At 37.2% G+C, this 16,534-nt stretch carries 14 protein-coding genes; 2 read left to right on the top strand and 12 right to left on the bottom strand.

Annotation, left to right across the window (positions count from 1 at the left end; genetic code table 11):
* Positions 1 to 42: 42 nt before the first annotated feature.
* The 5 genes from lpdA to AB3M96_RS11935 form a co-directional block, all read right to left on the bottom strand.
* The gene (lpdA, locus tag AB3M96_RS11955) at positions 43 to 1,464 is read right to left on the bottom strand and encodes a dihydrolipoyl dehydrogenase (RefSeq protein WP_412967848.1); all 1,422 of its coding nucleotides are present in this window, start codon (positions 1,462 to 1,464) and stop codon (positions 43 to 45) included.
* Positions 1,465 to 1,486: 22 nt separating this feature from the next.
* A complete protein-coding gene (gene buk, locus AB3M96_RS11950; protein WP_412967847.1) occupies positions 1,487 to 2,596 on the bottom strand; it encodes a butyrate kinase in 1,110 nt (369 codons plus the stop codon).
* A gap of 141 nt (positions 2,597 to 2,737) precedes the next feature.
* Positions 2,738 to 3,838, bottom strand: coding sequence for a branched-chain amino acid dehydrogenase (gene bcd / locus AB3M96_RS11945; protein WP_412967846.1), 1,101 nt, complete (start codon positions 3,836 to 3,838; stop codon positions 2,738 to 2,740).
* Between the two features lie 24 nt (positions 3,839 to 3,862).
* Positions 3,863 to 4,762, bottom strand: a complete 900-nt coding sequence (yqiS, locus tag AB3M96_RS11940) for a phosphate butyryltransferase (protein WP_412967845.1) — start codon at positions 4,760 to 4,762, stop codon at positions 3,863 to 3,865.
* Between the two features lie 144 nt (positions 4,763 to 4,906).
* A complete protein-coding gene (locus AB3M96_RS11935; protein ID WP_412967844.1) occupies positions 4,907 to 6,976 on the bottom strand; it encodes a sigma 54-interacting transcriptional regulator in 2,070 nt (689 codons plus the stop codon).
* 183 nt (positions 6,977 to 7,159) lie between these two features.
* Between AB3M96_RS11935 and AB3M96_RS11930 the strand changes: the two genes are divergently transcribed.
* Positions 7,160 to 7,423, top strand: a complete 264-nt coding sequence (locus AB3M96_RS11930; RefSeq protein WP_412967843.1) for a DUF2627 domain-containing protein — start codon at positions 7,160 to 7,162, stop codon at positions 7,421 to 7,423.
* Between the two features lie 49 nt (positions 7,424 to 7,472).
* Here AB3M96_RS11930 and AB3M96_RS11925 read toward each other — a convergent pair whose 3' ends face one another.
* Entirely contained in the window at positions 7,473 to 8,195 is a 723-nt protein-coding gene (locus tag AB3M96_RS11925; RefSeq protein WP_412967842.1) for a glycerophosphodiester phosphodiesterase, read from the bottom strand.
* Between the two features lie 79 nt (positions 8,196 to 8,274).
* Here AB3M96_RS11925 and AB3M96_RS11920 point away from each other — a divergent pair, with 79 nt between their 5' ends.
* Positions 8,275 to 8,424 carry a YycC family protein gene (locus AB3M96_RS11920; RefSeq protein WP_412967841.1) on the top strand — a complete coding sequence of 50 codons (150 nt, stop codon included), beginning with the start codon at positions 8,275 to 8,277 and terminating at the stop codon, positions 8,422 to 8,424.
* 161 nt (positions 8,425 to 8,585) lie between these two features.
* Here AB3M96_RS11920 and spo0A read toward each other — a convergent pair whose 3' ends face one another.
* The 6 genes from spo0A to dxs all read right to left on the bottom strand — a co-directional run bounded on the left by spo0A (position 8,586) and on the right by dxs (position 16,522).
* Positions 8,586 to 9,374 (bottom strand): sporulation transcription factor Spo0A, encoded by a 789-nt coding sequence (gene spo0A, locus AB3M96_RS11915; RefSeq protein ID WP_412967840.1) that lies wholly within the window; start codon positions 9,372 to 9,374, stop codon positions 8,586 to 8,588.
* A 333-nt stretch (positions 9,375 to 9,707) separates the two neighbouring features.
* Positions 9,708 to 10,973 carry a SpoIVB peptidase gene (spoIVB, locus tag AB3M96_RS11910; protein ID WP_412967839.1) on the bottom strand — a complete coding sequence of 422 codons (1,266 nt, stop codon included), beginning with the start codon at positions 10,971 to 10,973 and terminating at the stop codon, positions 9,708 to 9,710.
* A 238-nt stretch (positions 10,974 to 11,211) separates the two neighbouring features.
* Complete coding sequence (gene recN / locus AB3M96_RS11905; RefSeq protein ID WP_412967838.1) at positions 11,212 to 12,945, bottom strand: DNA repair protein RecN; 1,734 nt, start codon at positions 12,943 to 12,945, stop codon at positions 11,212 to 11,214.
* Between the two features lie 235 nt (positions 12,946 to 13,180).
* On the bottom strand, positions 13,181 to 13,630 hold the full coding sequence (gene ahrC, locus AB3M96_RS11900) for a transcriptional regulator AhrC/ArgR (protein WP_412967837.1): 450 nt from the start codon (positions 13,628 to 13,630) through the stop codon (positions 13,181 to 13,183).
* Positions 13,631 to 13,799: 169 nt separating this feature from the next.
* On the bottom strand, positions 13,800 to 14,627 hold the full coding sequence (locus AB3M96_RS11895; protein ID WP_412967836.1) for a TlyA family RNA methyltransferase: 828 nt from the start codon (positions 14,625 to 14,627) through the stop codon (positions 13,800 to 13,802).
* A 2-nt stretch (positions 14,628 to 14,629) separates the two neighbouring features.
* A complete protein-coding gene (gene dxs, locus AB3M96_RS11890) occupies positions 14,630 to 16,522 on the bottom strand; it encodes a 1-deoxy-D-xylulose-5-phosphate synthase (protein ID WP_412967835.1) in 1,893 nt (630 codons plus the stop codon).
* Positions 16,523 to 16,534 lie beyond the last annotated feature (12 nt).

Genomic DNA, 16,534 nt, shown 5'->3' with positions numbered 1-16,534 from the left:
TAACATACTATCTATTAATTAATGTTTTTACACTAACTCGATTTATGCGTGAATTGCCTTACCATCGACAGCTAAAGCAGCTTCACCGATAGCTTCCGATAATGTCGGATGTGGGTGAATAGTATGCGCAACTTCCCAAGGAGTGGCATCTAATACTCGTGCTAATCCTGCTTCTGAAATCATATCTGTAACATGAGGCCCTATCATATGAACACCTAACAAATCATCAGTAGCTTCATCTACAACTAGCTTTACAAATCCATCTGACTCACCAAATACTAGCGCTTTTCCAATTGCTCTAAAAGAAAACTTACCAACTTTTACTTGATAGCCTTTTTCTTTTGCTTCTTGTTCTGTATATCCAACACTAGCTACCTCTGGACTACTATATACACATTTTGATACAAGAGAATAATCTATAGGAGATGGGTTCTCGCGTGCAATATGCTCTACTGCAACTATTCCTTCATGTGAAGCAACATGTGCTAATTGCAATCCTCCAATTACATCCCCAATTGCATAAATATGAGATTCTTTCGTTTGAAAATATTCATTCGTTGCGATATAACCTTTATCCACAACAACTTCCGTATTATCCAAACCAATGTTCTCGACATTCGCTTGGCGACCAACCGAAACAAGTACTTTATCAGCTGAAAAGGCTTTTGTTTCTCCCTTATGCTCTGCCTTTATTGTAATACCTTCACCTTTTTCAAGAGTCTCTGGTAAAACCTTTGCACCTGTTACTAGCTTTATCCCTTTTTTCTTCATTAAGCGCTGCATTTCTTTTGATACCTCATGATCTTCGGTTGGAAGGATTCTGTCTGCATACTCAAGAACTGTTACTTCAACTCCAAAATCATGTAACATCGATGCCCATTCAATACCGATTACTCCCCCGCCAACAATCACTATCGAATTAGGTAAACTCGTCATTTCAAGTGCTTCATCTGAAGTCATGACATATTCACCATCGATTTCTAATCCTGGTAATGATCGTGGTCTAGATCCGGTAGCAATAATGACGTTTTTAGGGATTAACATTTCATTTTCTTCCCCATTATTCATTTCAACCGAGATTGTTCCAGGCATTGGTGAAAAAATAGAAGGACCTAATATGCGTCCTAATCCCTCATAAACATCAATTTTCCCCTGTTTCATTAAATGCTGGACACCCTTAAATAACTGGTCAGTTATTTTCGATTTTCGCTCTTGCACCTTTGAAAAGTCTAAGGAAACGTTATTCGCAATTACTCCAAATTCCTCGCTTCTTTTAGTAGTTGCAAACACCTCTGCACTACGTAACAAAGCCTTACTAGGGATACATCCTGCATGTAAACAAGTACCACCAAGTTTTCCTTTTTCAACAACGGCAACCTTCAAGCCAAGCTGTGATGCACGAATCGCAGCTACATATCCACCAGTTCCGCCACCAAGGATGACTACATCATATTCTTTTGCCATATATCCACACTTCCTTCAACACTTATTTAAGAACGGAAACCTGAAGCGGTTTTCCTGGATAGTTCTTTGCCTCTTCTTCTCCTCGAAGGACACGCAATGCACCCTCTGCAAGCGCCTGTAATTCATTCTCCCCAGGATGAACAATTACATCTGCAATCCAGTTTATTTGTTCAGAAATAGAGGAAACAAACTCTTTTCCGTAAGCAAGACCGCCTGTTAAAATGATGGCATCTACTTTACCTGCTAGTACTGTACTAGCTGCTCCAATTTCCTTAGCAACCTGATAAGCCATAGCTTTATAGATAAGCTCAGCTTTTTCATCACCATTTTCAATCATTTTTTCTACTTTTAGAGCATCATTTGTGCCAAGGTACCCCACTAAACCACCTTGACCAACTAGCTTCTTCATAATTTCTTCACGAAAATACTGTCCTGAAAAACACAAGCTAACAAGGTCGCCAGCAGGAACTGTACCAGCGCGCTCAGGGCTGAATGGCCCGTCCCCATGTAATCCATTATTAACGTCAATCACTTTTCCCTGTTTATGGACACCTACTGTTATCCCACCACCCATATGAGTGACAATCAGGTTTAATTCCTCATAGCTTTTACTAAGATCTTTTGCAACCCTTCTTGCAACTGCCTTCTGGTTTAGCGCATGAAATATACTTTTTCTTTCAATAAGCGAAAAACCTGAGATACGGGCAACAGGTTCAAGTTCATCCACTACAACCGGGTCAACAATGTATGATGGAATATTTAAGCCTGTTGCAATTTCATATGCTAGAACTCCGCCGAGATTTGAAGCGTGTTGACCTGCATATCCAATCTTCAAATCCTCAAGCATTTGTTCATTTACATGATAAGTACCCCCTTGAATAGGCCTTAATAATCCACCCCTACCACAAACAGCACTTAATTTAGAAATATTTATGCCTTCACTGTCTAACGTTTCTAGGATTGTGTGTTTCCTGAATTCATATTGGTCAAAAATCGTTTCATATTTATTTATTTCTGTGCTATCATGCCTAATCGTTTTTTCAAAAACAGAACGTTCATTATCATATACGCCAATTTTCGTTGATGTCGATCCTGGATTGATAATGAGTATACGATATTCCTTCTCTTGCAAAGTTGAAACCTCCAGTTTGTATAACATCAGAGTATCTTATAAGAGTGTTCGTAAAAAATATTTATTATATCGATAAAATATCATCTACAAAAACAGGTAAAGATGAGGGTGTTGTAAAAGTCCCCCATCTTATCGATTACCTTACTTTGTTCTGCGGCTTAAAATATGATGTCCATTGCGTAAAAACTGACTTCTTGAATTTCTCATTCTATCAATACGCTCTTCAGCTAAGCGGTCAGCTGCTTGATACGTTGGAATTCCATCACGCTTTGCAATCGTAATTACTTTTTCGATTGTGTCGTAAATCAATTCAACTTTCTTTAATGCACGTTCTTTGTTGTATCCATATAATTCATCTGCTACATTGATTACTCCACCAGCATTAATTACGTAATCAGGTGCATATACAATCCCTAATTCATGAATTACGTCTCCGTGACGAGATTCTTTAAGTTGGTTATTAGCTGCTCCTGCAATAACCTTCGCTTTGATTTGAGGAATTGTTTCATCATTGATTGTCGCACCAAGTGCACAAGGTGCATAGATATCACAATCAACACTATAAATTTCATTTGGGTCTACAGCTTTCGCACCAAATTCTTCTACAGCACGTGCAACTGCATCCTTATTAATATCGGTAACAATCAACTGTGCACCTTCAGCATGAAGATGTTTACAAAGATTGTACGCAACATTACCAACACCTTGTACTGCAATTACTTTTCCTTCAAGAGAATCTGTACCGAAGGCTTCTTTCGCTGCAGCTTTCATTCCTCTATACACACCATAAGCGGTAACAGGTGATGGGTTACCTGAAGAACCAAATGCAGGAGAAATTCCAGTTACAAAATCCGTTTCTTCATGGATAAGATCCATGTCTGCAACAGTAGTACCAACATCTTCTGCAGTTATATAACGACCATTTAATCCCTGGATATAACGGCCAAAGGCACGGAACATTTCTTCATTTTTATCTTTGCGCGGATCGCCGATAAAAACTGTTTTTCCTCCACCAAGATTTAGGCCTGCTGCTGCATTTTTGTATGTCATACCTTTTGCTAAACGTAACGCATCTTCAATAGCTGCTTCTTCAGATTCATAAGTCCACATACGAGTTCCACCAAGTGCTGGTCCTAAAGTTGTATCATGAATGGCGATAATCGCCTTTAATCCAGATTGCTTATCTTGACAAAATACCAATTGTTCGTAGTCATATTTCTCCATATAAGTAAAGATTTCCATTTGTAAATTCCTCCCCAAGATTGTTTATATGTTGACGGAGCATACTGCTAATGCTAATGAATATAATTTACTTTTCGCAGAATCAGCTCTCGAAGTTAATACAATTGGTGCACGTGCACCAGCAATAATAGCGCCAACTTCTGCATTAGCAAAATAAATCAGCGACTTATAAAGTACATTTCCTACTTCAATCGTAGGTACGAGTAATATATCTGCTTGCCCTGCAACTTCGCTATTTATACCCTTATGCTCGGCAGCAAGAGCAGATACTGCATTATCTAATGCCAAAGGACCATCAACAATACAATTTTTAATTTGACCCCGCTTATTCATTTGAGTCAATAACGCTGCATCCATAGTAGCTTCCATAGCCGGGTTTATAACCTCAACAGCCGCAATCGGAGCAACCTTCGGAACTGAAATATCAATAGAATGAGCTACAGTCACTGCATTATTTAGGATTTGTACCTTCTCTTGCAGAGTAGGAGCAATATTCATTGCAGCATCTGTGATAATTTGTAATCGCTCATATCCAGGTATTTCAAATACAGCCACATGCGATAGAACACTACCCGTTCTCAAACCATATTCTTTGTTTAAAACTGCTTTAAGAAGTGAAGAAGTTGGGATATTTCCTTTCATTAATACATTGGCTTCTCCAGCTTGAACAGCTTTAACTGCAGACGCTGCTGATTCTTCCTTTGATGCAGTTTCAAAAATAGAAATTTCTGTTGCTTGTCTAACACCACTTTTAGTAAGGAGATCGGTTATCTTCTCTCGCTCTCCAAATAACATAAACTTTGCTAACTTGTGGGTAAGTGCTTCTGCTATTGCTTCAATTACTTCTTCGTCTTCTGCAGCAGCTACCGCTACTGTAGTCCCAGAATTGTGGGTTGCTTTGACGAGCAGTTCGTTTAACTTCATGTAGCTCAACCCTCTTTTCAATTGACCTTTTATACCCGTATATTTTATATGCAAAAAGCGTGCCAACTATCATTTTGTGAAAACGCTTTATTATTTAAACTGTTTTGTGATACTTCATGTGCATTTTTTTGCACGCTATGCAATTTACTGCATGCTTATATTTGCAATGTTGTATTTTTCAAGCTTGTAATACAGGCTCCTCAAAGAAATACCTAAAGACTTGGCAGTTGCTGTTTTATTTCCTTCGTTTAGTTCGAGAACTTCAGCAATCACTTTTGCTTCGTATTTTTCCACTAAATCTGAAAGTGGTACGTTTTTATTTGGAGTTGGAACAGTTATTTTAAACGATTCTTTTCCTTCATCATTATGTAAGGCTTGTATATGTTTGGTATTTATTAGTCTTTCCTGATATTTCATAAAGATAACTGCTCTACCGAGTACATTTTCAAGCTCTCTTACATTACCTGGCCAATGATAGGAGTGCAAATAGGTAATCGCTTCATCTGTCAGCCCATCAATATTTCTTCCGTAATCCTGATTTATTTTATGTAATAAGTGCTCTGCCAACGCTTTAATATCCTGTTTTCTCATTCTAAGAGGAGGGATGTGAATTGGAATTTTATTCAATCGATAGTATAAGTCTTCTCGAAATGTCCCATTCGCTATTCCTTTTTCTAGATTAACATTGGTCGCAGCAATTACTCTGACATCAATAGCAATCGGCTTCGTTCCACCTACCCGAATAATTTCCTTTTCTTGCAGCACTCTAAGTAATTTAGCCTGTGTGTTGGCTGATAATTCACCAATTTCATCTAAGAAAATACTTCCATTATTAGCTTCTTCAAATAGTCCACGCTTTCCTCCACGTCTTGCCCCGGAAAATGCACCCTCTTCATATCCAAAAAGCTCACTTTCCAGTAAAGACTCTGAGATTGCGGCACAGTTTACTCTAACAAATTTGTTGTATTTTCGTTTACTTTCATTATGTATAGCATGAGCAAATAATTCCTTACCCGTTCCAGACTCACCTCTAAGCAAAACAGTCGCTGGTGTTTTAGCTCCTAGTTTAGCCTGTTCTATTGCAAATTCCATTTCCTCAGACGCACCAATAATATCGTCAAATGTATACTTCGCTTCTAAGGTCCTGATAATGTGCCTCGCCCTGTTTAATTCTGTGGTTAATTGGCTTATTTCAGACACATCATGAATAACACCAACACTACCCTTTAACTTTCCGTCTACAATAACCGGTGCGACATTTACAATAACATCTTTATTATGAGGACCAACTTTCATGCGGGCACCTCTTACTGGTCTGCGGGTTTTCAACACACGCATATGCATGCTTTCACCCTCAGAAATATCCGCATTTGCAGGTTTCCCAATAATTTCATCTTTTTCCAAACCAGTAATTCTTGTATATGCCCGATTAATTAAAATCCCTCTGCCATCCTCATCAACAACCGTAATTGCATCGTCTGATGATTGGATAATCGCTTCTAACATAGTCTGAATTTCTTTTAAATTTGTAATTTCTTCTGCTAAATTAACTACTTCCGTAATATCTTTAAAAACAGCAAATGCACCTATCAGTATTCCCGATTCGTTTACCATAGGTATGCGAGTAGTAATAATCTTTCTTCCATTCTTAAGAAGGAACTCCTGATTTACCTCGACAGCTCGTGTAGAAAGCACGTCAGGCAACTTACTCGATGGTATACATTCGTATATATGCTTCCCAAGAGCAGCTTCCTTAGAAACACCTATCATCCTCGCGGCACTATTATTGAGTAAGATAACGTTACTATATACGTCAATAACAATCATTCCATCATGCGCTGAATTAAAAATCAGATCATGTTTGTATGTTTCATCCTTTAATTTTTCAATTAATAATTCTTTTTCCTCCATTAATTTAGAGGTAATATGAGCAACAGCCCCTGGAATTAATACAGTTGTTTTGCTTCTTTTTTCTAGTATCGCTTTAAATACCTCTTCACGTCCTGTTGCCTCAATAACAATATCAATTTCATCTGATAAAAACTGATTCCAGTCAACTCCCGTTGGTATATTAAGTTCTTTTGCCAATGCGATTCCGGGAGCATTCTCATTTTTGTCAATAACTGCAACGACTGACATCATATCAGTTTCTTGTAGTATTCGTAATACAGCTGTACCACCTTTTCCAGCTCCAACAATCATAACTCTCTGCATAAAAGTATTGTCACCACCCGTTTTTACGAATTACTATGGCACAGTGCAAAAAATTACATACATTAAGTATTACCATTTGCAGAAATGTGCACAATCTAATCATACTCCTTCAGCTCAAACTTGACAAATTTTTTTAAAAGCTTAGAGTTAAAATGAGTAATTTATTTTGAAAGGACCATTTATATGCAACGCATCCTTGCTTTAATTATTCTTTTAATTCCCGGAGTCATTGCAGGATTAGGGATCAAGTACATGAGAGACATGTTTTTTGGAATTCTTAATGCCCCAATGCCAAATCTACTTATACAATTTATAATCGGTCTTATTTTCTTTTTAGCAGGCCTATCGTTTATCGGGGGATTCATTCTTCACCGAGACCGTAAAAGAAACAAAGTACAACAAAAGTTTCAACAAGGACCTTCAACAAATAAATCTAATGAAGACTAAAAAATCCTGCATGCGCAGGATTTTTTTTGTGTGTTCACAATATTGTTTCTTACTTTAATAAACGAACTGCTCTTTCTGGAAAGTCAGTTATAAGAGCAGAGACTCCATTTTCAGCGAATTGAAGTAATTTCTTTTCATCATTAACAGTAAATGGTCGAACAGGGAACCCGTTTTTTTGCGCTTCTTCAATCATTTCTTTCTTCGCTACAGGATGATAAGGATGTAGCGAGTTTGCTCCTATACGCTTCGCATAAACCCACGGCTCATATATTCCCTCCATAAACAAGATTGCAATGTCAATAGAACTTGTAAGCTGTCTACATGTAACCATACTGTAGTGGTTGAAACTCGAAAGTATAATTCTATCATCTAGTTTAAAATTCCGAATCATATCTACCGTCTTTTCTTCAATCCCTTTATATGGAACTAGACCGGTTTTAAGCTCAACATTTACTTTTATTTTTTGCGTACTTACCCAATCGAACACTTCTTCCAGTGTTGGTATTCCACAGAAACCAACCTTCTCTTTAAATTTATGACTTGCATCTAGTTTCTTTAAGTCCTTAAATAAGAAATCTTTGACCCACCCTTTTCCATTTGTTGTCCGATTGACTGTTTCATCATGTATGACAACTAGAACGCCATCTTTTGTCATTTGAACATCTAATTCAATGCCGTCAGCTCCAACTCTAGCCGCTTCCTTAAAAGAAATCATTGTATTTTCCGGGTGAGTACCAGCCGAACCTCGATGGCCAAATATTTTAGTTTCCATAGTCGCTTACTCCTTTGTTTGGTATACTTTTACTACTGAGTTTAACACTTACTAGCTTATACAATAAAGGGGGTTTCATATGAGACCGTTACAAATTTCGGCAGATACTGCTCTCAGATTATCCAAAGCGTTAAATGTGCCAATTGAACAGCTAATGCATATGCCTCAGCACATTCTTATTCAAAAAATGATTGAACTTGACAATTCTTCAGAAAAGAAAGAAAAGTAAACACATGCTAAAACAAAAACACCACTTGTTCCATTTTAGGAAAAGTGGTGTTTTTTTATGATCAAAAAAATAATATAAGTACATTCTTATGTTTCATTCTCGTTGTAGTGACCTTATTTGCTTCCTAATGATCGACTACGCTGTCTCTACTCCTTACTCTCTCAAGAAGCCTTATGCTCTAAACGGAGCTTATCAGCCACCATTGCAATGAATTCTGAGTTAGTAGGCTTAGCCTTTGACATGCTAACAGTATATCCAAAAAGATTAGAGATAGAATCGATATTGCCGCGACTCCACGCAACCTCAATCGCATGACGAATAGCACGTTCTACTCTGCTTGCAGTTGTGTTAAATTTCTTTGCGATATCTGGGTATAGAACCTTGGTAATGGATCCTAATAGTTCGATATCATTGTAAACCATTGAAATAGCCTCTCTTAAATACATATAGCCTTTAATATGTGCAGGTACGCCAATTTCGTGAATAATGCTAGTAATACTCGCATCTAAGTTTTTCGCAGGATTCTCAGATTGAGTACGGATTGCAGAGTTCGCTCTTTTAAATACCTGAGGCGCTTTGCCACTTACCTGGCGAATACGACTAGCTAGGTTTTCCATATCAAATGGTTTTAAAATAAAGTACGCCGCTCCCAAATCAACTGCCTTTTTCGTTACATCTTCCTGGCCAAACGCTGTTAACATGATAACATTAGGTTGTTTTTCTCGATTTGATTCACGTAATTTCTCCAGAACCGCTAAACCGTCTAAATGAGGCATTATTATATCTAAAACGAGAACGTCAGGCTGCTTATCTTGTAAAAGGTTAAGACATTCTTGACCGTTATATGCAACACCTAACACTTCGATGTCATCTTGACTTGATAAATATTCATCCAGTAAGTTTACTAACTCTCTGTTGTCATCCACAACACATACTTTTATCTTTTTCACTCTGTTTCCTCCTCAAAGCTAAATCCAGAATAATTTGTATATATCTTATATTCTAAAGAAAGAATTCGACAATGCAATAAGAAATCCTTTTATTTTTTAAAAAAATAGGAAAATTTTATTGAAAAATAAATTATTCTCCATTATAATAAAAATTTCGACTAAAAACGCCAACACACATAGCTAAAGAATCAATTTTGTCGAAAAATCTTTATTTGATACATTTTATTATATCTCTTTCCTTTTTAATTTACGATATCAATTACGTGATTTTTGAAGTTCTTTAGTAAATTTCTTGATATAAATTCAATGAATTGCCGAAAAAAGACGAGCTGGTTAGCTCGCCTTTTTTCGTTCCTTTTTATAGATATCAATACCCGCTTCACTTAACATCCATTCAATATGAACACCATATCCGCTTGTTGGGTCATTTACAAATACATGAGTTACTGCTCCAATTAATTTTCCATCTTGAATAATTGGACTTCCACTCATACCTTGCACAATTCCACCTGTCTTTTCTAACAATCGCTTATCAGTGATTTTCACAACCATCCCTTTTGTTGCTGGGATCTTTTGCGGAACAGCACTTACAATTTCAATGTCAAATTCCTCAACCTTGTCATTTTCAACAACAGTTAGAATTTTAGCAGGACCTGGCTTCACTTGATGAGAAAGAGCAATTGGTAACGGCTTATCCATTATACCGTTATTCACCTGCTTATTAAGTTCACCAAATATCCCGAAAGGACTATTTCTCGTGATATTACCGATTATTTCTTTATCAGTAGAGAATCTTGCTAATTTTTCACCAGGGTCTCCATTACTTCCTTTCTCAATCGAAGTAACAGTAGATCTTACAATTTGTCCATCTGACACTACAATTGGTTCCTTCGTATCCATGTCTGAAATTACGTGACCGAGTGCACCATACTTTTTGGACTCTGGGTGGTAAAATGTCATTGTCCCAATTCCTGCTGCTGAGTCACGTATATATAACCCAATACGATATGCCTGATCATTTTTATCTTTGAGAGGCGTAAGCTTTGTTTTTATATCTTCATTATCTCGCACGATTACCAGGTCGAGTGGTTTACCATTTTTACCAGCTTCCTGTACAAATGGTCCAACATCACTCATCTTTTGGATTTTCTTACCGTTAATTTCTTTAATGATGTCTCCAACTTCAACTCCAGCAATTTCACCAGGTGATTTTTTGCCTTCTTCAGTATTGATTTGGTGATGACCAACCACCAGTACGCCAAGGGTATTAAGTTTTACACCAATTGATTGTCCACCTGGTATAACTCTAAAGTCTGACAATACACTTACATTAACTTTTTTCACAGGAATACCAGCCATTTCAACCATCATCTCACCTTCACCGCTTTCTTTTGCAGCTACTGAGATTTCTTGATTTTTTACGGCCGTTGTAAAAGCAGGGTTTGTTGTATTCCCGACTGTAGTTGTTACGGGTAATGAGGAATGAACTGAAAAATCTTGACCTTCAAAAAGGGTTAGCTCTTTTGGTATCTCTATATATTCTTTTATAGGTTTATAAAAACCTAACGCCATTATTGAAACAAGGAGAAATGTTCCCATTATATATCTAATTTTATCTATTTTCACTTCTTTTCACTCTCCTCGCTCCTATCCCACGCCACCGATTTTCATGGCTACATTCTATAATTTGGCCTTTCTCGGTAACATTTATAACTGTAAAGAGATTAAAAAAGCTACCCAATTTGGATAGCATTACAAATTTTAAATTTTAATTTATTGTATAAAGTATATATACAGACAGTTATACACTCATTAACGATTTGTTTAACATAATAACTTATATTTTATGTGTATATTTAGTATTTCCAAATTGTCGGCTTTTTTTACTATCATCTGCTAATTTTAATAATTCTTTTGCATGCTCTTTTGTAAGGTCTGTTATTTCCACGCCTGAAATCATTCTGCTTATTTCTTTGATTTTATCTTGGTTATTTAAGGCTTTTACGGATGTGGTTGTTCTTCCTTGAACAGTTTCCTTAGCAATAAACAGATGTGTATCAGCCATAGCAGCCACCTGTGGTAAATGTGATATACAAAGAACCTGTGAGCCAACGGATACTCCATAAATCTTCTCCGCGATAGCTTGAGCAACCCGACCACTGACACCTGTATCCACTTCATCAAAAATAATTGACGTAATACCCTGGTGTTTAGAAAAAATACTCTTAATCGCTAACATTATTCGAGAGAGTTCTCCACCAGAAGCAATCTTTGCTAATGGTTTTAACGGTTCACCTGGATTTGTCGATATATAAAATTCAATATCATCAATACCAGTTGAAGTGAATTTTTGCTCCGCTTCATTTTTTGAAAAAAAGACGATATCGAACTTTGCCTTTTCCATATAAAGATCCTTAAGTTCTTGACCAATTTTTTCAATCAGTTCCTTCGCTAATTGTTTCCGAAGAACTGAAATATTCTCTGCCTCAAGCTTTATATCCTCCAAAACAGATTGTAACTCTTCTCTTAGGTGGTCTATATGCTGTTCTCTATTTTGAATTGTGTCGATTTCATCCTCGATTTTTGCGGCATATTCAAGAATTTCCTCAACGGATTGTCCATATTTCCTTTTTAGTTGGGTAATTTCGTTTAGTCTACTTTCAATAAAATCTAACCTGTCCGGGTCATATTCCAGTTCATCAAGCTGATCGCGCAAACGGTATGTTATCTCTTCTAATTGATAGAAGCTATTAGAGATTGTCTCGTGTATCTCTTTTAATTCCTTATCAATATCGGCTATATCCTCGATATGGTTCATAGCGAGACCAACCCAATCGAGGCCCCGCTGATCTCCATACAAAGCATTATAACTATTTTGTAGTCCTTTAAATACCTTCTCATAATTAGATATCTTTTTTCTTTCCTCAAGAAGTTCAATATCCTCACTAGGCTTTAAATCTGCATTTCCAATTTCATTGAGTTGAAATTGGATTAAATCAAGACGGTGAGCCATTTCTTGCTCATTCTCATTAAACTTCTTCAATCTTTGCCTTACATTCACATAATTTCGATATACATCCTGGTATTCGTTAAGAGATCGTTCAATTGTTTTTCCGCCATATTGATCTAACATATGTAAGTGTCGGTCTTGATTCATTAAATCTTGATGTTCATGTTGGCCATGTATATCAATTAGCGTTCTTCCAATTTCTCTAAGAATCGCAATTGTGACAAGTTTGCCATTGACTCTGCATACACTCTTTCCACTTCTTGATATATCTCTTCTAAGGACTACCATACCTTCCGTTACTTCTATACCAAATTCTGCTGCCTTTGCATGACAGGGATGATTGTCATCATCAATAAGAAAAAGACCTTCAATCTCAGCACGTTCTTCACCATATCTTACAAACTCGGCTGACCCTCTTCCACCTACTAACAAGTGTACTGCATCAATAATAATGGACTTCCCGGCACCTGTCTCACCTGTTAGAACAGTTAAGCCTTTTTCAAATGAAATAGATAAATTTTCAATAATTGCAAAGTTTTTTATAGATAGCTCTGCTAACAATGGTAAACCTCCTTAGCACTTAGCTCGTTTTATCCTTGTATATCGTCCGTAAGACCCCAACTGCAGGAACGTGATGTGAAACGAAGACGTATAGGTGGAGATAACGGACGCTAACACCCCGATTGGTGAAATAAGGTTTTTCTTAGGTCTTTGGCCCTTAGAAAAATCAATCAGGCTTTGCGTGACTAACAATCAGTGGGAGATGAACAAAGCCCCCACTGATTGAAGTTTCTCTTTATAACATATCCAAGAATCTTTGAGAAACAGTCTCTGTTTCTTCTGGAGTTTTACAAATGATTAAGATTGTATCATCCCCACAAATCGTTCCTAAGATTTCATCCCAATCAAGGTGATCAATTAATGCACCAATCGCATTTGCATTACCAGGTAGAGTTTTCATAACAAGCATATGTCCTGCCGAATCGATTTTTACGAAAGCATCCATTAGTGAGCGTTTAAGTTTTTGAAGGGGGTTGAAACGTTGGTCTGCAGGGAGGCTATACTTATAACGTCCATCCATCATTGGAACTTTAACTAAATGTAATTCTTTTATATCTCTTGATACTGTTGCTTGTGTTATGTTATATCCTTCACTTTTTAAAATATCAACAATCTCATCCTGAGTTTCGATATCATTGCTTGTAATAATTTCTCTTATTTTTATGTGTCTTTGCCCCTTATTCATAATGACACCCTCTCTTTATAAATCTAAAGATTTTTTATCTATAGTAGTTACATCCTATGTTAGCCGATTCTGACATTATTGTACATTTTTTTTAGATATTTTGTAAGTTTACAATACGGAACATTAAAAAACTCGGCAATGTGTAGCAAGCCGAGTTTTAAAAAAGTATTCAATTTGCTTTTAAATCAGAATGAGCAATTTCTACGATCTCAATCGGTGTTGTCGGTAGGTTATTTTCACCTTGGTCGACAGGACCATTCCACCGCAGGTGAAGTAAAAATTCAATATTCCCTTCTCCTCCAGTTATCGGAGAGTACGAAAGATTAATACAATCATATCCCTCTTTTAATGAGAACTCTATAATAGTAGTAAGCACCTGTTCATGGATTTTGGGTTCTCTGACAATCCCTTTTTTCCCTACTTGGTCTTTCCCAGCCTCAAATTGAGGCTTTACAAGAGCAACTACATCACTATTTGCAACAAGTAAGGTTTTTAATACAGGCAGAATTAACCTTAGCGAGATAAAGGAAACATCGATTGTTGCAAATTCCGGTAAACCCGATTGTAAATCGGAAGGTGTTACATACCTAAAGTTCGTTCGTTCCATGACGACAACTCGCTCGTCTTGTCGAAGCTTCCAAGCAAGTTGGTTGTATCCCACATCAAGCGCATACGATAATTTAACACCATTCTGCAACGCACAATCGGTAAATCCTCCAGTAGAAGAACCCACATCAATCATAATTTTATCTTTGATATCGAGGTCAAATTCCTTTAAGGCTTTTTCAAGTTTCAATCCGCCACGACTAACATATGGAATCACATTCCCTTTTATTTTTAAGGGTATATCAATTTCCACTTTTTCACCGGGCTTGTCTAATCGCTGTTCATTTGTATAGACAAGACCAGCCATTATCGAACGTTTTGCCTTTTCTCTTGTCTCGATTAAGCCACGCTCAACTAATAACACATCTAGTCTTTCTTTTTTAGTTCCCATTGCTATACTCTCTTCTGCTTTCTTGGAGCTAAATTATGAATACGTTCTACAATATGTTCGGTAGTCATACCTATCTCTTCTAGAAGCTGATCTACACTTCCATGTTCAATAAATTCATCAGGTATCCCAACACGATCAATTATCGCATCCTGATATCCATGATCATGAGCAAATTCTAAAACAGCACTACCAAATCCACCTTGTAACACAGATTCTTCTATTGTTAAAATTGGTGCTTTCGTTCCTAAGATTTGGTGCATCATATCATTATCAAGTGGCTTTATGAAACGTGCATTAACGACACGTACCGAAATATCTTCTTTTTCAAGTCGTTCAGCGGCTTCTAACGCCATTGGTATTGTTGTACCGAATGTTAAGATTACTGCATCTGAGCCTTGTCTTAACACTTCCCATGACCCAATAGGAATTACCTCTAGTTCTTCATCCATTTTTACACCAAGACCGTTTCCACGAGCATAACGCAACGCAATCGGGCCATCATCATATTTAATTGCAGTATTCACCATGTGTTGGCCTTCATTTTCATCCTTTGGCATCATAATAACCATGTTAGGGATGTGACGTAAGAAAGCAATATCATAAATACCTTGGTGAGTTTCACCATCAGCACCAACTAAACCTGAGCGATCAATTCCTAGGAAGACGTTTAGGTTTTGACGACAAATATCATGTACTACCTGGTCATATGCACGTTGTAAGAAGGTAGAGTATATCGCTAAAAATGGTTTCATATCTTGAGTTGCTAAACCTGCAGCCATAGTAGTGGCATGTTGTTCAGCAATTCCCACATCAAACATTCTTTCTGGGAATTCTTTCGCAAAGCCCTCTAGCTTTGAACCTACTGGCATTGCGGGAGTTATTGCGACAATGCGGTTATCTGTTCTTGCTAATTTGCGAACAGTCTCACTAATTACCGCACTCCATGCAGGTGGAGCATTTTCAGGTTTGACAAAGTCACCCGTTTCAATTTTATAAGGGCCTGTTCCATGCCACGTACCGATCTTATCGGATTCGGCAGGAGTATATCCTTTACCCTTTTTCGTAATAACATGAACTAATACTGGTCCCTTAGTCTTTTTTGCATACTGAAGCGTTTCAAAAAGACATTCAAAATCATGGCCGTCAATAGGACCTAGGTAAGTAAAACCAAGCTCTTCAAAAAACACACCTGACACAAGCAAATATTTTAAGCTATCTTTAATTCGCTCAGCAGTAGAAGCAAGTTTTCCACCAACTGCTGGAATTTTCTTTAATAAATACTCTAATTCATCCTTAACCCAATTATACTTACCTGCTGTTCTTAGCCTTGCTAGTACATTGTGGAGCGCTCCCACATTTGGCGCAATAGACATTTCGTTATCATTTAGAATAACAATCATGTCCTTACGTTCATGACCAATATGATTTAATGCTTCAAGCGCCATACCACCTGTAAGCGCACCATCACCTATAATGGGAACTACGAACTCTTTTGTACCTTTTATATCTCGAGCTGCAGCCATGCCCATTGCAGCAGATAAACTAGTAGAGCTATGACCTGTTTCCCAAACGTCATGGTCACTTTCAATTCGTTTCGGGAATCCGCATAACCCTTTATATTGTCGTAGTGTATCGAAATCACAAGCACGCCCAGTCAATATTTTATGTACATATGACTGATGTCCTACGTCCCAAAGGAATTTATCCTTTGGACTATCAAATTCTTTATGCAATGCAATCGTTAATTCAACAACACCAAGATTTGGTCCAATATGACCACCTGTCTTGGATAGCTTTTCAATTAGAAATTGACGAATTTCACTACTCAGTTCGTTTAATTCATCAATTGACATATTTTTAAGGAATGTAGGGTCTTTAATAGATAGAAGATCCAAAGGATTCACTCA

The sequence above is a fragment of the Ferdinandcohnia jepli genome (assembly GCF_047246645.1).
In the GTDB taxonomy this organism is placed as follows: domain Bacteria; phylum Bacillota; class Bacilli; order Bacillales; family Bacillaceae_L; genus Ferdinandcohnia.
Note: the sequence above shows the minus strand (reverse complement) of the source record. Positions and strands in the feature narration are given on the sequence as shown.